General features: G+C 66.3%; 23 protein-coding genes. 13 read left to right on the top strand and 10 right to left on the bottom strand.

Going from position 1 to position 22086, the window contains the following annotated elements; translation table 11 throughout:
* Positions 1–84: 84 nt before the first annotated feature.
* From argS to tatC, 12 genes are all read left to right on the top strand, one after another.
* A complete protein-coding gene (gene argS, locus IOC61_RS10510) occupies positions 85–1770 on the top strand; it encodes an arginine--tRNA ligase (protein WP_195688759.1) in 1686 nt (561 codons plus the stop codon).
* 3 nt (positions 1771–1773) lie between these two features.
* Positions 1774–2520 (top strand): SPOR domain-containing protein, encoded by a 747-nt coding sequence (locus tag IOC61_RS10505; RefSeq protein ID WP_195688758.1) that lies wholly within the window; start codon positions 1774–1776, stop codon positions 2518–2520.
* A 147-nt stretch (positions 2521–2667) separates the two neighbouring features.
* On the top strand, positions 2668–3201 hold the full coding sequence (hslV, locus tag IOC61_RS10500; protein ID WP_195688757.1) for an ATP-dependent protease subunit HslV: 534 nt from the start codon (positions 2668–2670) through the stop codon (positions 3199–3201).
* Between the two features lie 10 nt (positions 3202–3211).
* Positions 3212–4534: an ATP-dependent protease ATPase subunit HslU gene (gene hslU, locus IOC61_RS10495; protein WP_195688756.1), complete on the top strand. Its 1323-nt coding sequence runs from the start codon at positions 3212–3214 to the stop codon at positions 4532–4534.
* 266 nt (positions 4535–4800) lie between these two features.
* Positions 4801–5184 carry a gamma-butyrobetaine hydroxylase-like domain-containing protein gene (locus IOC61_RS10490; protein ID WP_195688755.1) on the top strand — a complete coding sequence of 128 codons (384 nt, stop codon included), beginning with the start codon at positions 4801–4803 and terminating at the stop codon, positions 5182–5184.
* A 93-nt stretch (positions 5185–5277) separates the two neighbouring features.
* Positions 5278–6045 carry a bifunctional demethylmenaquinone methyltransferase/2-methoxy-6-polyprenyl-1,4-benzoquinol methylase UbiE gene (gene ubiE / locus IOC61_RS10485; RefSeq protein WP_195688754.1) on the top strand — a complete coding sequence of 256 codons (768 nt, stop codon included), beginning with the start codon at positions 5278–5280 and terminating at the stop codon, positions 6043–6045.
* A 7-nt stretch (positions 6046–6052) separates the two neighbouring features.
* Complete coding sequence (locus tag IOC61_RS10480; RefSeq protein WP_195688753.1) at positions 6053–6691, top strand: ubiquinone biosynthesis accessory factor UbiJ; 639 nt, start codon at positions 6053–6055, stop codon at positions 6689–6691.
* A complete protein-coding gene (gene ubiB / locus IOC61_RS10475) occupies positions 6691–8313 on the top strand; it encodes a ubiquinone biosynthesis regulatory protein kinase UbiB (RefSeq protein ID WP_195688882.1) in 1623 nt (540 codons plus the stop codon). Before IOC61_RS10480 ends, ubiB begins: the two co-directional genes overlap by 1 nt.
* A 42-nt stretch (positions 8314–8355) precedes the next feature.
* Complete coding sequence (locus tag IOC61_RS10470) at positions 8356–8691, top strand: phosphoribosyl-ATP diphosphatase (protein ID WP_195688752.1); 336 nt, start codon at positions 8356–8358, stop codon at positions 8689–8691.
* 65 nt (positions 8692–8756) lie between these two features.
* Complete coding sequence (gene tatA / locus IOC61_RS10465) at positions 8757–9029, top strand: Sec-independent protein translocase subunit TatA (protein WP_195688751.1); 273 nt, start codon at positions 8757–8759, stop codon at positions 9027–9029.
* A 6-nt stretch (positions 9030–9035) separates the two neighbouring features.
* Positions 9036–9458 (top strand): Sec-independent protein translocase protein TatB, encoded by a 423-nt coding sequence (gene tatB / locus IOC61_RS10460; RefSeq protein WP_195688750.1) that lies wholly within the window; start codon positions 9036–9038, stop codon positions 9456–9458.
* Positions 9455–10222 (top strand): twin-arginine translocase subunit TatC, encoded by a 768-nt coding sequence (gene tatC / locus IOC61_RS10455; protein WP_195688749.1) that lies wholly within the window; start codon positions 9455–9457, stop codon positions 10220–10222. Before tatB ends, tatC begins: the two co-directional genes overlap by 4 nt.
* 144 nt (positions 10223–10366) lie before the next feature.
* Here the strand turns inward: tatC and elbB are convergent, their stop codons facing one another.
* A complete protein-coding gene (gene elbB, locus IOC61_RS10450; protein WP_195688748.1) occupies positions 10367–11029 on the bottom strand; it encodes an isoprenoid biosynthesis glyoxalase ElbB in 663 nt (220 codons plus the stop codon).
* Positions 11030–11232: 203 nt separating this feature from the next.
* On the opposite strand from elbB, the gene hemB reads away from it, so the two are divergent.
* Positions 11233–12243, top strand: a complete 1011-nt coding sequence (gene hemB / locus IOC61_RS10445; protein WP_195688747.1) for a porphobilinogen synthase — start codon at positions 11233–11235, stop codon at positions 12241–12243.
* A 67-nt stretch (positions 12244–12310) separates the two neighbouring features.
* Here the strand turns inward: hemB and IOC61_RS10440 are convergent, their stop codons facing one another.
* The 9 genes from IOC61_RS10440 to rho form a co-directional block, all read right to left on the bottom strand.
* Positions 12311–14434 carry a PhoX family protein gene (locus tag IOC61_RS10440; RefSeq protein WP_195688746.1) on the bottom strand — a complete coding sequence of 708 codons (2124 nt, stop codon included), beginning with the start codon at positions 14432–14434 and terminating at the stop codon, positions 12311–12313.
* Between the two features lie 138 nt (positions 14435–14572).
* Positions 14573–15085, bottom strand: a complete 513-nt coding sequence (locus tag IOC61_RS10435) for a DUF3087 family protein (protein ID WP_195688745.1) — start codon at positions 15083–15085, stop codon at positions 14573–14575.
* Between the two features lie 317 nt (positions 15086–15402).
* Positions 15403–16467, bottom strand: a complete 1065-nt coding sequence (locus IOC61_RS10430; RefSeq protein ID WP_195688744.1) for a 3-deoxy-7-phosphoheptulonate synthase — start codon at positions 16465–16467, stop codon at positions 15403–15405.
* A 322-nt stretch (positions 16468–16789) separates the two neighbouring features.
* Positions 16790–16918, bottom strand: a complete 129-nt coding sequence (locus tag IOC61_RS17800) for a hypothetical protein (protein ID WP_267491293.1) — start codon at positions 16916–16918, stop codon at positions 16790–16792.
* Between the two features lie 80 nt (positions 16919–16998).
* Positions 16999–17127 (bottom strand): hypothetical protein, encoded by a 129-nt coding sequence (locus IOC61_RS17795; RefSeq protein WP_267491292.1) that lies wholly within the window; start codon positions 17125–17127, stop codon positions 16999–17001.
* Positions 17128–17242: 115 nt separating this feature from the next.
* Positions 17243–17956 (bottom strand): dihydromonapterin reductase, encoded by a 714-nt coding sequence (gene folM / locus IOC61_RS10425; protein ID WP_195688743.1) that lies wholly within the window; start codon positions 17954–17956, stop codon positions 17243–17245.
* Positions 17953–18732 (bottom strand): NAD(P)H-flavin reductase, encoded by a 780-nt coding sequence (locus IOC61_RS10420; RefSeq protein WP_195688742.1) that lies wholly within the window; start codon positions 18730–18732, stop codon positions 17953–17955. Before IOC61_RS10420 ends, folM begins: the two co-directional genes overlap by 4 nt.
* Before the next feature lie 18 nt (positions 18733–18750).
* On the bottom strand, positions 18751–20238 hold the full coding sequence (ubiD, locus tag IOC61_RS10415) for a 4-hydroxy-3-polyprenylbenzoate decarboxylase (protein WP_195688741.1): 1488 nt from the start codon (positions 20236–20238) through the stop codon (positions 18751–18753).
* Positions 20239–20440: 202 nt separating this feature from the next.
* Positions 20441–21700 (bottom strand): transcription termination factor Rho, encoded by a 1260-nt coding sequence (gene rho, locus IOC61_RS10410; RefSeq protein ID WP_132042821.1) that lies wholly within the window; start codon positions 21698–21700, stop codon positions 20441–20443.
* Positions 21701–22086 lie beyond the last annotated feature (386 nt).

Genomic DNA, 22086 nt, shown 5'->3' with positions numbered 1-22086 from the left:
TTTCCATGCCCACGCCGGGCCGAGCGCCTCTTTATCGCCGGTTCATCGGCCGCTTACCCCGACGCCACAGGACACCAACGCCCCATGAAAGAGACCATCGTTGCGCTGCTCGAGGACGCCCTCGACTCCCTCAAGCAGCAGGGTGTGCTGCCCGCCGACCTCGCTCCGACCATCAAGGTCGACCCTACCCGAGACAAGGCGCATGGCGATTACGCCACCAACCTGGCGCTGATGCTGGCCAAGCCGGCCGGCCGCAAGCCCCGCGAGCTGGCCGACACCCTGGTGGCCGCCCTGCCCGAGAGCCCGGCGGTCAGTCGGGTCGAAATCGCCGGCCCCGGCTTCGTCAACTTCTTCGCCGCCACCGACGCCGCCGCCCAGGTGGTCCGCCAGGTGCTCGATTCGGGCGATGCCTACGGACGCAGCCTCGCCGGCCAGGGGCAGAAGGTGCAGGTGGAGTTCGTCTCCGCCAACCCCACCGGACCGCTGCATGTCGGCCACGGTCGCGGGGCGGCCATCGGCGACTGCGTCTGTCGCCTGCTCGAAGCCACCGGCTACGATGTGACCCGCGAGTTCTACTACAACGACGCGGGCGCCCAGATCACCAACCTGGCGCTCTCGGTACAGGCCCGCGCCAAGGGGCTCAGTCCCGAGGATGAAGGCTGGCCGGCGGACGGTTACCGCGGCGGCTATATCATCGATGTGGCCAATGCCTACCTGGGTGGCGAGACCGTGCACGCCGACGACCGCCACGTTACCGCCAAGGCCGACCCGGACGACCTGGCGGCGATCCAGGAGTTTGCCGTGGCCTATCTGCGCCGCGAGCAGGACCTCGACCTCAAGGCCTTCGGCGTGAACTTCGACGTCTACTTCCTCGAGTCCTCGCTCTACCGCGACGGCAAGGTGGAGGCGACCGTCGAGCGCCTGGTCGAGAATGGACACACCTACGAGCAGGATGGCGCCCTGTGGCTGCGCACCACCGATTTCGGTGACGACAAGGACCGGGTGATGCGCAAGACCGACGGGCAGTACACCTATTTCCTGCCCGATGTGGCCTATCACCTCGACAAGTGGCAGCGTGGCTTCACCACCGTAATCAACGAACAGGGGGCCGACCACCACTCCACCGTGACCCGGGTGCGCGCCGGCCTGCAGGCCCTGGAAGCCGGCATCCCTCAGGGCTGGCCCGACTACGTGCTGCATCAGATGGTGATGGTGACCCGCTCCGGCGTGGAGGTGAAGCTCTCCAAGCGTGCCGGCAGCTACGTGACCGTCCGCGACCTGATCGACGAGGTGGGGCGCGATGCCACCCGCTTCTTCCTAGCCGCGCGACGGGCCGACTCCCAGCTCACCTTCGATATCGACCTGGCCCGCTCGCAGTCCAACGACAACCCGGTCTACTACGTGCAGTACGCCCACGCCCGGGTGTGCAGCGTCGAGCGTCGCGCAGCGAATGACGGCCTGCCCTTCGACCATGCCCTGGCCATGGACCATCTGGGCCGTCTGGAGGAGGACCAGGAGAAGGCGCTGCTGAACCGTCTGGCCCGCTTCCCCGAGGCGGTGTCACACGCGGCCGCCGCCCGCGAGCCTCAGCAGATCGCCCAGTACCTCCTCGATCTGGCCGCCGATTTCCACACCTGCTACAACGCGGTGAAGGTCATGGTCGAGGATGACGCCCTGCGCAACGCCCGTCTGGCCTTGGGCCTGGCCACCCGCCAGGTGCTGCGCAACGGCCTGGAGCTGATGGGAGTCGGCGCCCCGGAGGAAATGTAACCCATGGCGACTCGCAAGCAGCCTGCGAAGAAGCGCGGTGCCACCAACAGCCGGCGCCAGCCCAGCAAGAAGCCCCGCCGCGAATGGCGCCTTCCCGGCTGGGTATGGGGCCTGGCCGGCCTGGTGGCCGGCTTCCTGCTCTCCCAGCATCAGCACGGCGTGGCACCCTGGCAGGTCGAGGACTCACCGCTGGCCACGGTACTGCCGCGCAGTGCCTCGCCCGAAAGCGCACCGGCAGCACCCGCGGAGCCCAGCGAGCCGCCGATGCCGACCTTCGAGTTCTATACCCTGCTGCCGGAGTCCGAGGTGATCGCCCCCGGCGGTGAGATGCCCGCCTCCACGGCGACTCCGCCACCGGCAGAGGAGGTTGCAGCCGACGCTGACTCGGCTCCCGCGGACGACCCGATCGCCGAGGTGATCGCCGCCAACTTATCCAACGACCGCATGGCCAGTGGCCGCCAGGCGACGGAGCGGTCGACTCAGCAGGCCACGGCCGCCACCAGCGCCTCGGGGCAGCGCTATATGCTGCAGGCCGCCTCCTTCCGCGAGGCCGGCGATGCCCGGCAGCTGCGCAGCCGACTCCGGGACTTCGGCCTGCTGGCGCAGGTCAGCGAGGTCAAGGCAGGCGGCGGCCAGACCTGGCACCGCGTTCAGGTGGGACCCTACGAGGACCGTCGCGAGCTGTCGCGTGCCCAGGACCTGATGACCACCCAGGGCATCGAACCACTGCTTATCCAGCTCAACAACTGAGCCGGCACGCCGCATCTGCACGCTGACCGCTTGAATTTCGGGCGCCACGCCCACACCTACTCCCACCAGACAGATTCGTTACGGCGCCCCAAGGGCGCCGAAAGTCATCGGGAGCCGTTGACCCGCTCCCCCAAGGAGTCCCCCTCCATGACCACGATCGTATCCGTGCGCCGCGGTGACCAGGTGGCGTTGGCCGGCGACGGCCAGGTATCGCTGGGCAACACCGTGATGAAGGGCAACGCCAGCAAGGTGCGGCGCCTCTATCGCGGCGAGGTGCTGGCCGGTTTCGCCGGCGGCACCGCCGATGCCTTCACCCTCTTCGAGCGCTTCGAGGCTCAACTGGAAAAGTACCAGGGCAATCTGGTCAAGGCCGCCGTGGAGCTGGCCAAGGAGTGGCGCACCGACCGCGCCCTGCGCCGCCTGGAGGCGCTGCTCGCCGTGGCCAACAAGGACGCCTCGCTGATCATCACCGGCAACGGCGATGTGCTGGAGCCCGAGGGCGGCATCATCGCCATCGGCTCCGGTGGCAATTACGCCCTGGCCGCGGCGCGTGCCCTGATCGAGAACACCGACCTCGGGGCCCGCGAGATCACCGAGAAGTCGCTCGAGATCGCCGGCGACATCTGCGTGTTCACCAACCACAACGTCACCCTCGAGGAGCTGCCTGCCAAGGCGGGCTAAGGCCGACACCATGACCCAGATGACCCCCCGCGAGATCGTCCACGCCCTGGACCAGTTCATCATCGGCCAGCAGGATGCCAAGCGCGCCGTGGCCATCGCCCTGCGCAACCGCTGGCGGCGCATGCAGCTCGACGGCGACCTGCGCCAGGAAGTGACGCCCAAGAACATCCTGATGATCGGTCCCACCGGCGTCGGCAAGACCGAGATCGCCCGCCGCCTGGCCAAGCTGGCCCGCGCCCCCTTCATCAAGGTCGAGGCCACCAAGTTCACCGAGGTGGGTTACGTGGGCCGCGACGTGGAATCGATCGTGCGCGACCTGACCGAGGCGGCCATCAAGCTGGTTCGCGAACAGGGCAAGGAGGAGGTCGCGCACCGCGCTGAGGATGCCGCCGAAGAGCGCATCCTCGATGCCCTGCTGCCACCGCCCCGTGGCCAGGAGGATGAGCCCCGTCAGGACAGCTCCACCCGCCAGATCTTCCGCAAGAAGCTTCGCGAGGGGCAGCTCGACGACAAGGAGATCGATATCGAGGTCTCCCAGCAGGGCCCCAATGTCGACATCATGACCCCGCCGGGCATGGAGGAGATGACCAACCAGCTGCAGAGCCTCTTCTCGGGCATGGGCAAGCAGAAGACCGAGACGCGCCGCATCGCGGTCAAGGATGCCTTCGCCGTGCTGCGCGACGAGGAGGCCGGCAAGCTGGTCAACGAGGAGGAGATCAAGGCCCGCGCCATCGAATCGGTGGAACAGAATGGCATCGTCTTCCTCGACGAGATCGACAAGGTCTGCAAGGGCGGCGGCCAGTCCAGCGGTGGGGAGGTCTCCCGCGAGGGGGTGCAACGTGACCTGCTGCCGCTGATCGAGGGCTCCTCGGTCTCGACCAAGTACGGCATCGTGAAGACCGATCATGTGCTGTTTATCGCGTCCGGCGCCTTCCATCTATCGCGCCCCTCGGACCTGATTCCGGAGCTGCAGGGTCGCCTGCCGATCCGCGTCGAGCTCAACGCCCTCTCCCCGGATGACTTCAAGCGCATCCTCACCGAGCCCTCCGCGGCGCTGACTAAGCAGTACCAGGCGCTGCTGGCCACCGAGGGGCTGGAGGTCGCCTTCACCGATGACGGTATCGAGCGCATCGCCGAGATCGCCTGGAAGGTCAACGAGGGCACCGAGAACATCGGCGCACGCCGCCTGCACACGGTGATGGAGCGACTGCTGGAGGAGGCCTCCTTCCAGGGCAGCGATATCGGTACCCCGCTGACCATCGACGCCGCCTACGTCGACTCCCAGCTCGGCGAGCTGGCGATGGACGAGGACCTGTCTCGGTATATCCTGTAAACCCAGCCGTAAGCCTTAAGCGATAAGCCTTGAGGCAGCAGGCTGCGCGGCGCCAGGGACAGGCCGCAGAGGGAGTCCTATGCCGGGGGTGAGAAGCACTGCTTCGAACGGGCTGGCCATGGATGGCCAGCACCGGTCCTGCAAGCGGAGCAGGACGCGAGAGTGAAGCAGGGCATCTAGCGTCCAGGGACGGATTCACAGCGCCCCCTCGCAGGCCTGTCGCTGGAGTAGCCGCTCTTCCACCACGTCAGAAGCCGAGGCATGCCATGACCGCCCCAGTCCCGACCCGAGTGCACTACCACAAGCAGGCCCGCGAGCTGGAGCTCGGCTATGCCGATGGCCAGAGTTACCGGCTCGCCATCGAGTACCTCAGGGTCTTCTCCCCCTCCGCCGAGGTCCGCGGCCATGGCCGCGGCCAGGAGACCCTGCAGACGGGCAAGCAGTTCGTCGGCCTCAAGGACATCACGCCTGCCGGCCGCTACGCCCTCAAGCTGCACTTCGATGATGGTCACGACAGTGGCCTGTTCAGCTGGGACTACCTGTGGTGGCTGATCAACCACCGCGAGGCCAACTGGGCCGACTATCTCCAGCGTCTGGAGGCGGCCGGCGCCAGCCGCGCGCCACTGGGTATAGAAATCAAGCAGCTGTAACCCGCGTCAAGACAACCGCCGCTGCGGAAGGCTACAATGGCGCCCATCCGAGGCCTTGACCTCTCCCATGCAGCGATTCGGGAGCCCCATCGCATGAGCGCCAACTCCAGCTCCAGGGACCAGCAGACCACCGATTTCGGCTACCAGGAAGTGCCTCTCGACGAGAAGGCCTCGCGGGTCGCCGATGTATTTCACTCCGTGGCGGCTCGCTACGACGTCATGAACGACCTGATGTCGTTCGGCATCCACCGCCTCTGGAAGCGCCTGACCATCGAGCGTGCCGGCGTGCGTCCGGGGCACAGTGTGCTCGACATCGCCGGCGGCACCGGCGACCTGACGCTGAAGTTCTCGCGCACCGTGGGGCCACGCGGACGCGTCGTCCTGGCCGATATCAACGAGTCGATGCTGCGCGTCGGCCGCGACAAGCTGCTCGACCACGGCGTGGGCGGCAATGTCGAGTATGTTCAGGCCAATGCCGAGTGCCTGCCCTTTCCGGACAATACCTTCGACTGCATCACCATCGCCTTCGGCCTGCGCAACGTGACCGACAAGAATGCCGCCCTGCGCTCGATGACCCGGGTACTCAAGCCCGGCGGCCGACTGCTGGTGCTGGAGTTCTCCAAGCCGCGCAACCCCCTGCTGACCCGTGCCTATGACGAGTACTCCTTTCGTCTGCTGCCGAGGATCGGGCAGGTGGTGGCCAGCGATGCCGACAGCTACCGCTACCTGGCCGAGTCGATCCGCATGCATCCCGACCAGGAGACACTCAAGTCGATGATGGAAGCGGCCGGCCTCGAGCGGGTGGAGTACACCAACATGACCGGGGGCATCGTTGCCCTGCACCGCGGCATAAAGCTCTGAGGTGGGCATGGCCGTGACCCCGACCCTGCTGCTCGCCGCCGCCGAGAGAACCCTGAACGCCCTGCTGGCCCGTGACCCGGCGGCCTCCTCACGCCTCGCCCGCCTCGCGGGCCAGCGCCTGCTGCTGCGCCTCGAGAATCCCGAGCTGGCACTCGCCATCCACTTCCATCCCGGTGGCCTCGACCTGCTGCGCGCCGAAGGCGGCGCCGAGGAGGACCATGATGCCGTGGTCGAGCTTGATGCCGAGAGCCTCGGTGCCCTGCTCGGTGGCGCCTCCATGGAACGCCTGATGTTCCAGGGGCGGCTGGCGGTGCGTGGCCGCATCCCGCTGCTGGAGGCTACCCGCGACCTGCTGCTGGACCTCGACCTGGACTGGGAGGGGGAGCTGGCCCGCTGGCTCGGCGATATCCCGGCTCACAGCCTGGCCGAGGGTCTGCGCCGCCTGGGCCGCTTCGGGCTGCGCTCCCGCGACGAGTTCTATGCCGACCTCTCGGAGTACCTGGTCGAGGAGGCGCGCCTGCTGCCGGGCCGCCCCCAGCTCGAGGTGCTGCGCGACCACCTTACCGAGCTCGAGGTGGCCTCCGACCGCCTCGAGGCACGCCTGGCCCGCCTGCACCGGCGCCTGGCGGACAGGGTGACGGCATGATCCTGCTGCGTCTGCTGCGCATCCTGTGGGTGATCACCCGCTACCGTCTCGACACCCTGCTGCCCCTCGAGCGCCTCCCCTGGCCGCTGCGGATGCTGCTCAGGCTTTCGCCGCTGCGGCTGGTCCCCATCGGCGCGCGCTCCCGCGGAGAGCGCCTGCGCCTGGCCCTGGAGTCGCTGGGTCCCATCTTCGTCAAGTTCGGCCAGGTACTCTCCACCCGCCGCGACCTGCTGCCCGAGGACGTGGCCGACGAGCTCAAGCGGCTGCAGGACCAGGTTCCCCCCTTCCCCGGCCAACAGGCCCGTGAGGTGGTGGAAGCGGAGCTCGGGCTGCCGGTGACCGAGGCCTTCGCCCGCTTCGACACCGAGCCGTTGGCCTCGGCCTCGATCGCCCAGGTGCACGGTGCCCGGCTGCACGGCGGCGAGGAGGTCGTCGTCAAGATCATCCGCCCCGGCATCGAGCGGGTGATGCGCCAGGACATGGCCCTGCTCTACCGTTTCGCGCGACTGCTGAGCTGCGTGCCCGAGGCGCGACGCCTGCGTCCGGTGGAGGTGGTGCGCGACTACGAGACCACCCTGTTCGACGAGCTCGACCTGCACAAGGAGGCCGCCAACACCTCCCAGCTCAAGCGCAACTTCAAGGACTCTCCACTGCTCTATGTGCCCGCCATTCACTGGGAGCTGACCCGCCAGCGGGTCATGGTCCAGGAACGTATCTATGGCGTGCCGGTCGCCGATACCGACGCGCTCGAGGCCCAGGGCACCGACCTCAGGAAACTTGCCGAGCGCGGCGTGGAGATCTTCTTCACCCAGGTGTTCCGTGACAACTTCTTCCACGCCGACATGCATCCGGGGAATATCTTCGTCTCTCGCAAGCATCCCCACGACCCCCAGTACATCGCGATCGACTGTGGCATCGTCGGCAGCCTGACCCGCGAGGATCAGGACTACCTCGCCCGCAACCTGCTGGCCTTCTTCCACCAGGACTACTACGAGGTGGCGGCGCTGCATATCGAGTCGGGCTGGGTCGGCGAGCACACCCGCGCCAACGAGTTTGCCGCGGCGATTCGCACCGTGTGCGAGCCGATCCTCGAGAAGCCGCTCAAGGACATCTCCTTCGGCCAGGTGCTGCTGGGCCTGTTCCAGACCGCCCGTCGCTTCGACATGGAGGTACAGCCCCAGCTGGTCCTGCTGCAGAAGACCCTGCTCAATATCGAGGGCCTGGGGCGTCAGCTCTATCCCGAGCTGGACCTGTGGCAGACCGCCAAGCCCTACCTGGAGCGCTGGATGGAGGAGCGCGCCGGGGTAAAGGGGCTGTGGGCCTCTCTCAAGCGCCACGCCCCCGAGCTCAGCCACCAGTTGCCCGAGCTGCCAACCCTGGCCCACCAGGCGCTGGCTCAGGCCGAGCTGGAAAAGCGCCAGCGACGGCGCCAGGGCGAGGCACTGGGGGGCATCCAGTACCAGCTGGAACGCCAGGGGCGGCGCCATCGCCGGTTGCGACTGGGCCTGCTGCTGGTAGCGCTGGCCATGGCCTGGCAGCCTCTGGTCGAATGGGCCGATGGCCAACCCTGGCCGGCGCTGGTCGCCACCGTCATCGGGCTGTTGCTGCTGGCCTGGTACTGACCCCCGTTTCACGCTCGCCCTTTTTTCATGGAGACGTCATCGATGAGCGATATTCTTGAGCGGCTTCAGGTTGTCCTGGATCAACGCCGCGAGGCCAATCCGGCAGACTCCTACGTCGCTGCCTTGCATCACAAGGGCTTGAACAAGATACTCGAGAAGGTCGGCGAAGAGGCTACCGAGACCCTGCTCGCGGCGAAGGACGCCGAGGCCGGCGGTGATGCCGAACGTCAGGCATTGATCGCCGAAACGGCCGACCTGTGGTTTCATAGCCTGGTGATGCTGTCGCATCTCGGGCTCGAGCATGGTGCACTACTCGACGAACTGGCGCGTCGCTTCGGCATCTCCGGCCACGACGAGAAGGCCGCACGCGAGCCATAACCCGCTGAACACGACATCACTGGCCGTTCCGGGTGAGCCGGAACCCCCAACAAGAGGAAGCACTAATGTTAGGTGGCATCAGTATCTGGCAGCTGCTAATCGTACTCGGCATCATCATCCTGATCTTCGGCACCAAGAAGCTGCGCAACGTCGGCACCGATCTGGGTGGCGCCGTGAAGGGCTTCAAGAAGGCGATGAGCGAGGATGAGAAGGGCGAGCAGGACGAGAAGAACGGCGCCGAGAGCGAAGCGCAGGCCCGCGTCGACCACAAGGAAGAACCCAACACCTACGATGTTCAGGCCGAGCGAAAGCCCGAGGAACAAGAAGAGCGCAAATAAACTGCCATGTTCGATATCGGCTTTCTCGAACTCCTGCTGCTCGGCGTGGTAGGCCTGCTGGTGCTGGGACCGGAGCGGCTGCCCAAGGCGGCGCGCACCCTGGGCCTGTGGATCGGCAAGATCAAGCGAACCGTTTCCGGCATGCAGCGCGAGATCAGCGCCCAGCTGGAGGCGGAGGAGCTGCGCCAGAAGCTCGACGAGCAGCAGAAGAAGCTGGACGACAGCGTCTCCCGGGTGAAACACGGCGTCGAGGGCCTCGCCAAGCCCGAGGGTGGGACCCACGATGCCGAGAAGCCCCCTCGGCAGGGGCCCGAATCATCCCCGGAGCAGCGCCTGGATGATGCCCTGGCACGCGCTCGCGAGGGTGCCGCCGACGCTGACGCCGCCCCCCAGCCCTCCTCCGTCGACAAGGACGCCCCACAACGATGAGCAACCCCGGTGACGGCCCGGAACAGCACCAGGCCCCGCTGATCGAGCACCTGATCGAGCTGCGCTCGCGCCTGTTGCGCGCGGTGGTGGCGGTGCTGGTGATCTTCCTCGGCCTCTACGCCTTCGCCAACGACATCTATCTCTTCGTGGCCCAGCCGCTGATGGCGCTGCTGCCGGAAGGGTCACAGATGATCGCGACCGAAGTCGCATCGCCCTTCCTGGCCCCCTTCAAGCTGACCCTGGTGGCGGCCGTGTTTATCGCCGTGCCCTATGTCCTGCATCAGGCATGGGCCTTCGTGGCCCCGGGCCTCTACGACAACGAGAAGGCCCTGGCCATCCCGATCCTGGCCTCCAGCGTGCTGCTGTTCTACGCCGGTGCGGCCTTCGCCTATTACGCGGTCTTCCCGCTGCTGTTCGAGTTCTTCACCCAGACCGGGCCGGAGAACGTGACGGTGATGACCGATATCAACGCCTACCTCAACTTCGTCCTTAAGCTGTTCTTCGCCTTCGGCATGGCCTTCGAGATTCCCATCGCCACCTTCCTGCTGATCGCCTCGGGTGCCACCACGGTGGAGAGCCTGTCCAGGAAGCGTCCCTACATGGTGCTTGGCTGCTTCGTGGTCGGCATGCTGCTCACCCCGCCGGATGTGATCTCCCAGAGCCTGCTGGCGATCCCCATGTATCTGCTCTACGAGGTGGGGCTGCTGTTCGGCCGCCTGGCCCGACGCAAGAAGGAGCGCCGCGAGCTGGAGGACGACTCGTAAGCTGGAAGCTGGAAGCTGGAAGCTGGAAGCTGGTTCGCAGCCTGGAACAGATCGCCCCCATGGCAACGCCATGGGGGCGATTTTTCTTCCAGCTTCCAGGCGCGAAGCGCCGCTCTACAAGCTTACGGCTCCCGGCACGCCGGGTCAGAGATCCATCAGCTCATCGACCCTGTCGACCAGCTTGAAGATGCCGGTGGCGGCCTCGCTGATGCGGGTGGCGAGCATGTAGGCCGGTGTGGTGACCACCCGGTGCTCGAAGTCGACCACGATATCCTCGACGCCGCAGCTGCGGTGCAGGCCCCCCATGGCGCTGATGGCACCCGACACCCCGGGGTCCTGACCGATGGTGACGGCGATGCCTGTACCGAGCAGCTTGGGCACCATCACCGGGCTGATGCACATCAGCCCGATGGGCTTGCGCGCCTCATGGAAGCCCTGCAGCGTCTCCTTGAGCTCGTCGAGTACCCGCATCTCGGCGCCATCCACGGCGAAGCTGGAGAGGTTCTTGGCGGCACCGAAACCACCGGGCAGAATCACCGCATCGAACTCGTCGGCGTCCAGTTCGTCCAGTGCCTGGATATCACCCCGCGCCAGGCGAGCCGACTCACTGAGCACACTGCGCGTCTCCCCTTCAACCTCCTCGCCGCTTCGATGATCGATGACGTGGTGCTGGGGAATATCCGGGGCAAAACAGCGATAGCCGAGACCCAGCTGGTCGAGCCGCAGCAGCGTCAGGGTGGTCTCGTAGATCTCGGCGCCATCATGGACACCACAGCCCGAGAGGATCACCGCCACCTGTTTGCTCATGCCTATCTCCTTGCAGAAGTCGCCTGCCAACGAGCGACAGGACCAATAATCGAATATGACACTCTAGAGCCATCCCCCGGGTGCGACAAGGCGAGCCTTTCGGCACCAGGCCACACTGATATACTCATGGGCCGTCCATTCCCATCCAAGTCATCAAAGAGCGCCGGACTTCCGTCGGTGGCGCCAGAGCCGGAGAGACGATCTTGAGCTTCACGACCCCACGCCACTTTCCCGCCACTCGCATGCGGCGCATGCGCCGCGATGCCTTCTCGCGCCGCCTGATGAGCGAGAACGTGCTGACGCCGGCCGACCTGATCTGGCCGGTCTTCGTCCTGGAGGGCGAGGGTCAGCGCGAACCGGTGCCCTCCATGCCGGGGGTCGAGCGACTCTCGGTGGACCTGCTGATCGAGGAGGCCCGGGAAGCACTCGAGCTGGGCATTCCCGCCCTGGCCCTGTTCCCGGTCGTTGATGCCTCGCTGAAGAGCGAACTGGCCGAGGCCTCCTACAGCCCCGATGGCCTGGTGCAACGCAGCGTGCGGGCCCTCAAGGAGGCCCTCCCGGAGCTGGGCATCATCACCGATGTGGCCCTGGACCCCTACACCAGCCACGGCCAGGACGGCATCCTCGACGAGCAGGGCTATGTGCAGAATGACCGCACCGTGGAGACGCTGCTCAGGCAGGCACTCTCCCACGCCGAGGCCGGTGCCGACGTGGTGGCACCCTCGGACATGATGGATGGCCGCATCGGCGAGATTCGTCAGGTGCTCGAGCAGGAACAGCGGGTCAATACCCGCATCATGGCCTACAGCGCCAAGTATGCCTCGCGCTACTACGGCCCCTTCCGCGACGCGGTGGGCTCCGCCGCCAACCTGGGCAAGGCCGACAAGAGCACCTACCAGATGGACCCGGCCAACGGCGACGAGGCGCTGCATGAGGTGGCCATGGACCTGAGCGAGGGTGCCGACATGGTGATGATCAAGCCCGGCATGCCCTACCTCGACGTGGTGCGTCGGGTGAAGGATGAGCTGAAGGTACCCACCTATGCCTATCAGGTCAGCGGCGAGTACGCCATGCATATGGCGGCCTTCGAGAACGGCTGGCTGGATGCCGACAGCGTGATCCTCGAATCCCTGCTGTGCTTCAAGCGCGCCGGCGCCGATGGCGTGCTGACCTACTTCGCCAAGCGGGCCGCACGACTGCTCGCCGAGCAGTAGCGGCTTCAGGCGTCGGCCTCCGGGCAACAGGCGCCCCCGGCCGACGCCGATGACCTGCCGACTCGCGCTATACCGCGATCTGGCCGCCATCCTGCCTCTGAATCACCACGGTAGACGCCCGGGGCCGCACACTGCCCCGGGCCTGCTCGGTGGCATCCTCCGAGGCCGGCCAGTTGCCCGGGTGCTGGATATTGATAAACAGCGCCGTCCTATCCGGGGTGGCGAAAATCCCGGTGACCTCACAGCCATTGGGCCCCACCGCGAAGCGCTTGAGGTGCTGCTGGTTATCGGCAGTCACCACGGCCTGCTCGCCGCCCACCCCCAGGGCCCCCGGCACCACCGCCAGCAGCTGATCATTGGTGTGCTCGGCGACCCCCGCGTAGCCGTTATCGGTCTGGATCCACAGGATCCCCTGCCCATCACCACGGTCGTCGTACCAGAGGCCATCGGGGCTGGCGAACTGTTTCATCTCGGTCAGCCCTGAGGGGTTGTCGCTATCGGCGGCTGCCGCCCCGAAGACGAACACTTCCCATGCGAAGCGAGTCACTCCATCGCCTTCCCGCCAGCGGATGATATGTCCCGCACCGTTGTCGGGTCGCGGATTGGCGGGGTTGGTCGGAGCGGTGGCAAACCCCACACCCGGCTCCTCGACCGCACCGCCGCCATTGGTGAAGGTCGACTCGCTCCCCTCCCCGGTGCGCTGGCTGTTGTTGGTCAGGGTGATATAGACCTCGCCGGAGGCGGGATCCACGCTGGCCCACTCGGGACGATCCATGGGCGTGGCCCCCATCAGATCGGCGGCGTCGCAGGTATTGATGATGATGCCTGCCAGATCGTCGGCGGCCAGCCCCAGGGCCTGGTGGAGGCGGCGACCGTCAACGGTCTTCGCCTCCGGGGTCAGTGGCAACCACTCCCCTCGACCGTCGGCATCGAAGCGCGCGGCATACAGCACGCCGTGATCCAGGTACTTGGCCCCGATGGCCAGCCGGTCGTAGGCCTCCCCGGGGCGGTTGGCATCGGCCGGCTCCCAGGCGGCGGCGGAGACGAACTTGTAGATATACTCGTTGCGGGCGTCGTGCCCGGAGTAGAAGACCACCGGCCTGCCCGGCTCAAGCTTGCCGAGCCAGCAGCCCTCGTGACGAAAGCGCCCCATCGCGGTGCGCTTCATGGCTCGGCGAGAGCCGTCGTAGGGATCGACTTCCACCTGGTAACCGAAGGTGCGCGCCTCGTTGCGATAGTCCTCGCGGGCATCGGCGCCCCGCGGGGTGATATCGAAGCGGGCGAACTCGTCGTTCCGCTCGGTGGGGTCACCGGCCGAGGTCTCCCAGCCATAGCGGGAACGCCGGGTGGGGACCCCGATGCGAGCATCGTCCCGAAAGCGCTCGCCGCTATTGACGAAGATATTCGGCCAGTTCTCCTCGCAGGCCAGGTAGGTGCCCCAGGGAGTGAAGCCGTTGCCGCAATTATTGTTGGTGCCGCGGGCAAGCCTGCCCTCCGGCGAGAAGCGCGTACGCACATAGTCGCTGCCGGCGACCGGTCCGGCGATATCCATCACGGACGCACTGGTAAGCCGACGGTTATAGGGGGAGCCTGGCACATGGCGCCAGTGGCCATCGGCGGACGCCTCCACCTCCACCAGTGTCACGCCATGGGCATTGATCTCGGTGCGCGACTCCTCGGCGGGGCGGACACCCTCCTCAGCATTGGTCGGGCCTCCCTCAGGCGCCCACAGCGCCTGCTGGTCGATATACTCGTTGTTCAGCGCCAGCACGAAGCGCCGGGAGGCCGTCGACTCATCCAGCGCAAAGCCATGCATGCCATCATGGTGCATGCCCACGCTGGTGGCCTGACGCTCCGCGGTCATGGGCAGCCCGTCATGCCACCCCTGGGTCTCCTCGGCGAGCGATGTGCCCCAGGGCACCAGCACCTGGGCGGTATAGCCCGGCGGCACCACCACGGCGTCGGTGCACGAGCCGCGTACCGATTCGAAGGCCAGGGCCAGTGGCGTTTTCTGGTCGACACTCGAAGCCAGCACCCGAGCGGCCCCACCGAAACCCAGCATCGAGGCGGCCGCCAGCCCCAGGCCGCCACGCATCACGCTGCGCCGCGAGACATGACGCTCGAGAACGGAGGCGAAGGGCTCGTTGGTGCCGGGATTCAGGACGCGGTGATCCTCGATTTCCTTGCTCATGCTGCTCTCCTCGTCGGGTGGGGGGAGCGTCAGTCGCTTCCAGCTAACGAGGTCAGGCTAGGCGATAGAGGTGACAGTACGATGAACCACCGGAAGGGAGGCGACACCCTGGCCGCCTGTCAGGCGGCCACGCTCGAGCTATCCCTTGCGGAAGGCCGCGAGGTCGTGGGGGTCGAACCCCTCGACGCGCTCGGGCAGGCCCCGCTCCTCCCGGGCCTGACGCACCCTCAGGCGCTCGGCAACGGCTTCGCCATCATCATCCAGGGTGCGACCGTTGAGGTCGGCTAGCTGCAGCATGCCCTGGTGGTAGAACGCGAGCAGGTCCAGGGCGGTATCATTGCCCTCCTCGGAGGCACGCCGCAGCCCCGGCAGGTAGCCGCTGACCCGTGCGAGGTGATGCTTGAGCTGCCACGCATAACGCACCTCCGCCATCCAGGGGCGCTCACGCACCACGGCAAATACCAGGCTGGTCGATATCAGGCCCAGCACCACCCCCAACACATTGAGCCAGAAGCCGCCGTCGAAGGCGGCCTGCAGCAACTGGGAAAACAGCAGTCCGAAGACCACCAGCTGGGCCGCCATGGCCAGGCTGATCAGGCGACCCTTGCGGCGGTAAGTCTCGGGGTCGTGCTCCTCGAAGTGAAACGACATGGCGCTCTCCTGGGTAACGAGTCGGGAATCGGGCGCATTATCCCGGCATCGCCACCCAGGGTACAGTGCGGACGATGTACCACCACGCAGTGCCACTACAGGTGAGTGGCGCCGGGGGACAGGCCGAAGAGGGGGGCCTATGCCAGGGGTGAGAAGCACTGCTTCGAACGGGCTGGCCATGGATGGTCAGCACAGGTCCTGCAAGCGGAGCAGGACGCGAGAGCGAAGCAGGGCATCGGTAGCGCCCAGGGATGGGGTTACAGCGCCCCCTCGATGGTCCGGCACCCCGGGGCCTGTCGCCGGATCAGCCTCGTGTGCTACCTCAAGCGCTCGGCGGCGGAGAGCAGCAGATGCTCGGTGGTCTCCCAGCCAATGCAGGCGTCGGTGACCGACACCCCGTGGCGTAAGCGCCCCGGCTCCAGCGCCTGCTTGCCCTCGTGAAGATGACTCTCCAGCATCACTCCGGTGATCGCCGTCTCGCCGGCCTGGCGCTGTGCCAGCACGTCGAGCAGCACCTCGCTCTGGCGGCGATGATCCTTGCGGGCGTTGGCGTGGCTGCAGTCCACCATCAGCCGCGGGGAGAGGCCACCCTCTTCCAGGGCGCGACGAGCCGCCTGAACATGGTGCGCCTGGTAGTTGGGCTCGCCGTGACCGCCGCGCAGCACCAGCTGGGTGTAAGGATTGCCCGCGGTATCGCGGATCACCGGCCGCCCCTCGCTATCCATGCCGAAATGGCTATGGGGATGAGCCGCGGCACGCATGGCATCCAGGGCCACGCCGATATCACCGCCGGTGGCATTCTTGAAGCCCACCGCCGCCGCGAGACCACTGGCCAGCTCACGGTGCAGCTGGGACTCGGTGGTACGGGCGCCGATCGCCACCCAGGAGAGCAGATCCTCCAGATAGGGCGCCAGCATCGGCTGCAGAAGTTCGGTGGCCACCGGCAGGCCCAGTGCCGTCACATCGTGCATCAGCCGGCGCGAGACCTCGAGGCCGCGAGCCATGTCCCCCGTGCCGTCGAGGCCGGGGTCATAGGCCAGCCCCTTCCATCCCACGGTAGTGCGCGGCTTCTCGACATAGACCCGCATCACAAGCAGCAGGCGGTCTTCCACTCGTGCCGATAGTTCTGCCAGCCGCTGGGCATACTCCAGGGCTGCCCGGGGGTCGTGGATGGAGCAGGGGCCGACCACCACCAGCAGGCGATCATCGTGGCCGGCAAGAATATTGTGCACGGCTCGGCGCTGGCTCTCGACGCGGCGCTTCAGACCAGCGGCGAGCGGTAGCTCACGGCACAGATCGCCGGGCGTGGGCAACACTCGAGCGGGATGGACGGCGGGGCGCAGGGAATCGTTCAGGGGGGCGGCGGCAAGGGTCGCATTCATGGCGTCATCAACTCCGGGTAGCGGTCATACATCGTGTTTGTCGGATGCCACCGATCTCGCTACGGTCGGATGTGGCGGAGTGAGCCGACCGCAGCTCGCTAAATCGCCAGTAGCCGTAATAGCCCACGCAGCAGAGGGTCTGGCGGATGGCGATGGATGCGGTCATGGTTCTCTCCTCGATGTCTACTATGCTGTCGGGCGACGTGGCCGTGATGGTGTCGGGTAGCCTGGAACGCAGAACCCCCGGGCGGGGCTGCCGTCCGGGGGTTCTGGTGGAGGCGGCCCTGGGGGTGTGCCTCCGGCGATGTCGTCTCTTGCGCGTTCAGGACATGGCCGCCGGCACACCGGTCATAAAATAGCCATACCAGAAACCGCCCGTAGCCGCGCACAGCGATACCACACGCTCGCTGGCGGCGTGATGGTGAAAGCGGTGGGTGGCGGATGCGGTCATGGGTCTCTCCTGTGCAGTCGCTTTATCGTGCCGCATCGCGGCAGGGCTGACAAGGCCCATCACGCTAAAGGCCGAATGGTTCAGCCGGCGAACAGCTGGTACCAGCCGATGGTGGCCGGCAGGCAGCTCATGGCCACCAGCACGATCAGGCCCATGATGATGGACAGCAGGCCGCTGTTGTCGCTGAAATTCTCGTCATGTCCCGCCATGTGTCGCTCCTTCGATTGCGTCAGGATATTGGATCAGGGTAAGGCACTATTCTAGCGAAGATGACGCCCCCCGGCACGGCGCCGATGGTCGCACTCTGCTGATCTTTTTGCAGGCTCAGCGCAGATGGCGACCGCCATCCACCGGCAGGGTAGCGCCGGTGACATAGCGGTTGTCGAGCAGGTAGCGCAGGGTCTGATAGATGACCCCGGGGCCGGGCACCTTCTGCATCACCGACTTGGCACGCGCCTTCTCGGCATAGGCCTCGTCATCATCCTCACCCAGCATGATCAGCGCCGGGGCGATGGCGTTGACCTGAATATCGGGGGCGTACATGGCGGCGAACGAGAGGGTCAGGTTATCGAGCCCCGCCTTGCTGGCGGCGTAGGCCGCGTGCTTCCGGGAGCCCTTCTGCACCACGTAGTCGGTCATATGCACGATATCGCGCTGGGGCTCGCTGCACGCCTCGAGCAACCCCCGGGCGTGCAGGTTGATCAGATAGGGGGCCTGCATATGCACCCGGAACAGCCGCTCGAAGGTCGCCCCCGCCTCCTCCCCACAGGAGTCTGGCGCCCAGTCGCTGGCGTTATGCACGATGGCACGCAGCGACGCCGTCTCGCGCTTGAGCCGCGCCAGGAAGTCGAGAATACCCGCCTCGCTGGCGAAGTCGGCCTGCAGGGTGACGATACCTCGCTCGCGCAGCGCCTCGAGCTCGGGTCGCTCGCGACGATAGCTGATGATCACCGGATGGCCGTCGTTGATCAGCTGCTCGGCGCAGTGGCGACCCAACCGCTGAGCGCCGCCGGTGATCAGGATCGGCGAAGCGCTCATGCACCGGCCTCATGCCGCAGGCTTCCCGCGGTGGGCACGATGGGGTCGCGGGGCGCATAGGCGAACACGTCGGAGAACACCCGCGAGGGCGACAGGCCCAACGAGGCCAGCACATCGACGCAGGCGTAGACCATGCCCGGTGAACCGGAGAGGTAGACATCCTGCTCCGAGACATCCTCGAGCCCATTGGCCAGCGCCTGGTCGATGCGGCCGTGATGCCCAACCACCCGTTCGCCGGCCCAGGGCAGCGCCGGGGCCACCTCGGTGACCGGGTGGAAGTGGAAGTGGCGATGCGACTCGGCCCACTCCCGGGGCAGGCTCTCCAGATAGAGATCGCGCTCCTCCCGCGCCGCCCACCACAGGGCGATCTCGCGCTCGGGGTCGGCGGCCAGCGCCCCCTCGACCAGCGCCTTCAACTGGGCGAAGCCGGTACCGGCGGCGATCAGCAGCAACGGCCGCCGACTGTCGGGGTCGAGCACGCAGTCACCGCCAGGCAGGCGCAGGGTCAGGTGGTTGGCCACCTTGACCAGCTCGCGCAGCCGCACGGAGTTGCCGCGCTCCGGCCAGTGCTGGATATGCAGCTCGATCTCGCCGTCGCCACGCCAGGCATTGGCGATGGAGAACGGCACCCAGACCTCTTCGGCGAGCTTGAGCTCCAGATATTGGCCGGGGTCGTGGGCGGCCGCCTCGGCGCGTCCGTCGAGTCGGACGCGGAAGACGTCCTGGCTGAGGTCCTCGACCTCGGTGACCGGGCAGGTCAGGATCCTTGGGGTCATGAAATCCTCGTACGCATGTCAGGGGGTCGTGTTGTCGGGGAGTTCGATGCCCAGCTCGTTCCAGCGCTCGCTGACGCGGGCCTTGACGGCCTCGTCCATGACGATGGGCTCGCCCCACTCGCGGTCGGTTTCGCCGGGCCACTTGCTGGTGGCATCCAGGCCCATCTTGGAGCCCAGGCCCGAGACGGGCGAGGCGAAGTCCAGATAGTCGATGGGCGTGTTCTCCACCATCACGGTATCGCGGGCCGGGTCCATGCGCGTGGTGATGGCCCAGATCACATCCTTCCAGTCCCGGGCATCGACGTCGTCATCGAGCACCACCACGAACTTGGTGTACATGAACTGGCGCAGGAAGCTCCAGACACCCATCATCACCCGCTTGGCGTGACCGGGATACTGCTTCTTCATGGTCACCACGGCCATGCGGTAGGAGCACCCCTCCGGCGGCAGATAGAAGTCGACGATCTCCGGGAACTGTCGACGCAGGATCGGCACGAACACCTCGTTCAGCGCCAGGCCCAGGATCGCCGGCTCATCGGGGGGGCGTCCGGTATAGGTGGAGTGATAGATGGCATTCTCGCGCATGGTCATGCGCGTCACCGTGAATACCGGGAAGCTGTCGACCTCGTTGTAGTAGCCGGTATGGTCGCCATAGGGGCCTTCCGGCGCCATGTCATCGGGGTAGATGAAGCCCTCGAGGATGATCTCCGCCGAGGCCGGCACCTCCAGGTCGACATGGCCACACTTGACCAGCTCGGTGCGCGAGCCGCGCAGCAGCCCCGCGAAGGCGTATTCGGAGAGCGAGTCGGGCACCGGGGTCACCGCACCCAGGATGGTGGCCGGGTCGGCCCCCAGCGCCACCGCCACCGGGAAGGGCTCGCCGGGGTGTGCCTGCTGGAACTCCTGGAAGTCCAGCGCCCCGCCACGATGGGAGAGCCAGCGCATTATCAGCCGGTTCCGGCCGAGCTTCTGCTGCCGATAGATGCCCAGGTTCTGGCGCTTCTTGTGGGGCCCCCGGGTGATCACCAGCGGCCAGGTGACCAGTGGTGCGGCATCACCGGGCCAGCAGTGCTGGATCGGCAGGCGGTCGAGATCGACCTCCTCTCCCTCGTAGACCAGCGCCTGCACCGGGGCCGAGCGCACGCTCTTGGGCCCCATGCTCATCACCTGCTTGAAGATCGGCAGCTTGTCCCAGGCATCACGAAAGCCCTTGGGAGGCTCCGGCTCCTTGAGGAAGGCGAGCAGCTCACCCACCTCACGCAGGGCGGCAACCGAGTCCTGGCCCATGCCCAGGGCCACCCGGCGCGGCGTGCCGAAGAGGTTGCCCAGCAGCGGCATATCATGGCCCTTGACGTTCTCGAACAGCAGGGCCGGACCTCCCGCGCGCAGGGTGCGGTCGCAGATCTCGGTGATCTCGAGGTAGGGGTCCACCTCGGCGCTGATGCGCTTGAGCTCTCCCTGAGCCTCCAGGGCAGCGATAAACTCGCGCAGATCCTTGTACTTCATTCGGACTTCCCGATCCCAGAATGACGAAAGGGGCAGCATAGCACGCCCCTTGAATAGGTCTGATGAGTTGCCAGTGTAAGCGGCGCCGGGGACAGGTCGAAGAGGGGGTCCTATGCCAGGGACGGCATCGGTAGCGCCCAGGGAGGGGTTTACAGCGCCCCCTCGCAGGCCTGTCGCCGGGTTAGCCGCGCCATGGCCAGAATCAACGTCGTTTCATCGCCTCGAAGAACTCGATGTTGGTCTTGGTATCCTTGAGGCGGTCGATCAGGAACTCGGTGGCCGCGGTATCCTCCATGGGATTGAGCAGCTTGCGCAGGATCCACATGCGCTGCATCTCGTCCTCGGAGGCCAGCAGATCCTCGCGACGGGTACCGGAACGGCGGATATTGATCGCCGGATAGACGCGACGCTCGGCCAGCTTGCGATCGAGGTGCGCCTCCATGTTGCCGGTGCCCTTGAACTCCTCGAAGATCACCTCGTCCATCTTGGAGCCGGTGTCGACCAGCGCGGTGGCGATGATGGTCAGGCTGCCGCCCTCCTCGATATTGCGCGCCGCACCGAAGAAGCGCTTGGGCTTCTCGAGGGCGTGGGCATCGACACCACCGGTGAGCACCTTGCCGGAGCTCGGCACCACGGTATTGTAGGCACGCGCCAGACGGGTGATGGAGTCGAGCAGGATCACCACGTCCTTCTTGTGCTCCACCAGGCGCTTGGCCTTCTCGATCACCATCTCGGCGACCTGCACATGGCGTGCCGGTGGCTCATCGAAGGTCGAGGCCACCACCTCGCCGCGCACGGTGCGTGACATCTCGGTCACCTCCTCCGGGCGCTCGTCGATCAGCAGCACGATCAGGTGACACTCGGGGTTGTTGCGGGTGATCGAGGTGGCGATATTCTGCAGCATCAGCGTCTTGCCCGCCTTGGGCGGAGAGACCAGCAGGCCGCGCTGCCCCTTGCCGATGGGGGCCACCAGATCGATGATCCGCGCCGTGAGATCCTCGGTGGAGCCGTTGCCGATCTCCGTGCGCAGCCGCTCCTGAGGGAACAGCGGCGTGAGGTTCTCGAACAGGATCTTGTGCTTGGCGTTCTCCGGCCGATCGAAGTTGATCTGGCTGACCTTGAGCAGGGCGAAGTAGCGCTCTCCCTCCTTGGGCGGGCGAATCTTGCCGGAGATGGAGTCGCCCTTGCGCAGGTTGAAGCGGCGAATCTGTGACGGCGAGACATAGATGTCATCGGGCCCGGCCAGGTAGGAACTGTCGGCGCTGCGCAGGAAGCCGAAGCCATCCTGAAGGATCTCCAGCACGCCATCGCCATAGATCGGCTCGCCGCTCTTGGCGTGCTTCTTGAGGATGGCAAAGATGATGTCCTGCTTGCGAGAACGTGCCAGGTTGTCGATGCCCATCTCGCGGGCCATCTCCAGCAGTTCCGGCACGGGCTTTTGCTTGAGTTCGGTAAGATTCATCGGTGTGTTCAGACGTTGCTCTTGGTAAGCCGGGCGGCATGCGCCGTGAGGAAAAGCGACAGGAGGCGAGAAGTAGACGCCCTGTAGGTGCGTTCAGAGCCCGGACAGGCTACCTCTGGACATGATGCGTCGTATGGCCATGGGCGGTCGGCCGCACGGGGCTGCCGAACCGATAGCGAGAGCGAGGAAGCAGGTTCATTTCGCCTGATCAGGGGTTCGGGGCCGCTAGGCCGGGAACACGATCTGATGCAGTGGGCTGTCTGACGACTTGGAAGTGACCGAGACGAATCGCCGGTTCGGTCGGAAAGCATTTGGAACAGGCGAACGCCTCGATACTAGACAAGCCCGCCGATGAACGCAAGCCCTGCCATTCGTGGCGATTGACA

Source organism: Halomonas sp. KAO (genome assembly GCF_015595025.1).
GTDB lineage: Bacteria > Pseudomonadota > Gammaproteobacteria > Pseudomonadales > Halomonadaceae > Halomonas.
The sequence above is the reverse complement of the archived record's forward strand: the minus strand, read 5'-3'. Positions and strand labels throughout refer to the sequence as shown.

What these genes read in the sequence shown, in the direction of transcription:
- argS (WP_195688759.1), top strand. Translation starts at nt 85, where the DNA reads ATGAAAGAGACCATCGTTGCGCTGCTCGAGGACGCCCTCGACTCCCTC.
- IOC61_RS10505 (WP_195688758.1), top strand. Translation starts at nt 1,774, where the DNA reads ATGGCGACTCGCAAGCAGCCTGCGAAGAAGCGCGGTGCCACCAACAGC.
- hslV (WP_195688757.1), top strand. Translation starts at nt 2,668, where the DNA reads ATGACCACGATCGTATCCGTGCGCCGCGGTGACCAGGTGGCGTTGGCC.
- hslU (WP_195688756.1), top strand. Translation starts at nt 3,212, where the DNA reads ATGACCCAGATGACCCCCCGCGAGATCGTCCACGCCCTGGACCAGTTC.
- IOC61_RS10490 (WP_195688755.1), top strand. Translation starts at nt 4,801, where the DNA reads ATGACCGCCCCAGTCCCGACCCGAGTGCACTACCACAAGCAGGCCCGC.
- ubiE (WP_195688754.1), top strand. Translation starts at nt 5,278, where the DNA reads ATGAGCGCCAACTCCAGCTCCAGGGACCAGCAGACCACCGATTTCGGC.
- IOC61_RS10480 (WP_195688753.1), top strand. Translation starts at nt 6,053, where the DNA reads ATGGCCGTGACCCCGACCCTGCTGCTCGCCGCCGCCGAGAGAACCCTG.
- IOC61_RS10470 (WP_195688752.1), top strand. Translation starts at nt 8,356, where the DNA reads ATGAGCGATATTCTTGAGCGGCTTCAGGTTGTCCTGGATCAACGCCGC.
- tatA (WP_195688751.1), top strand. Translation starts at nt 8,757, where the DNA reads ATGTTAGGTGGCATCAGTATCTGGCAGCTGCTAATCGTACTCGGCATC.
- tatB (WP_195688750.1), top strand. Translation starts at nt 9,036, where the DNA reads ATGTTCGATATCGGCTTTCTCGAACTCCTGCTGCTCGGCGTGGTAGGC.
- tatC (WP_195688749.1), top strand. Translation starts at nt 9,455, where the DNA reads ATGAGCAACCCCGGTGACGGCCCGGAACAGCACCAGGCCCCGCTGATC.
- elbB (WP_195688748.1), bottom strand. Translation starts at nt 11,029, where the DNA reads ATGAGCAAACAGGTGGCGGTGATCCTCTCGGGCTGTGGTGTCCATGAT.
- IOC61_RS10440 (WP_195688746.1), bottom strand. Translation starts at nt 14,434, where the DNA reads ATGAGCAAGGAAATCGAGGATCACCGCGTCCTGAATCCCGGCACCAAC.
- IOC61_RS10435 (WP_195688745.1), bottom strand. Translation starts at nt 15,085, where the DNA reads ATGTCGTTTCACTTCGAGGAGCACGACCCCGAGACTTACCGCCGCAAG.
- IOC61_RS10430 (WP_195688744.1), bottom strand. Translation starts at nt 16,467, where the DNA reads ATGAATGCGACCCTTGCCGCCGCCCCCCTGAACGATTCCCTGCGCCCC.
- IOC61_RS17800 (WP_267491293.1), bottom strand. Translation starts at nt 16,918, where the DNA reads ATGACCGCATCCGCCACCCACCGCTTTCACCATCACGCCGCCAGCGAG.
- IOC61_RS17795 (WP_267491292.1), bottom strand. Translation starts at nt 17,127, where the DNA reads ATGGCGGGACATGACGAGAATTTCAGCGACAACAGCGGCCTGCTGTCC.
- folM (WP_195688743.1), bottom strand. Translation starts at nt 17,956, where the DNA reads ATGAGCGCTTCGCCGATCCTGATCACCGGCGGCGCTCAGCGGTTGGGT.
- IOC61_RS10420 (WP_195688742.1), bottom strand. Translation starts at nt 18,732, where the DNA reads ATGACCCCAAGGATCCTGACCTGCCCGGTCACCGAGGTCGAGGACCTC.
- ubiD (WP_195688741.1), bottom strand. Translation starts at nt 20,238, where the DNA reads ATGAAGTACAAGGATCTGCGCGAGTTTATCGCTGCCCTGGAGGCTCAG.
- rho (WP_132042821.1), bottom strand. Translation starts at nt 21,700, where the DNA reads ATGAATCTTACCGAACTCAAGCAAAAGCCCGTGCCGGAACTGCTGGAG.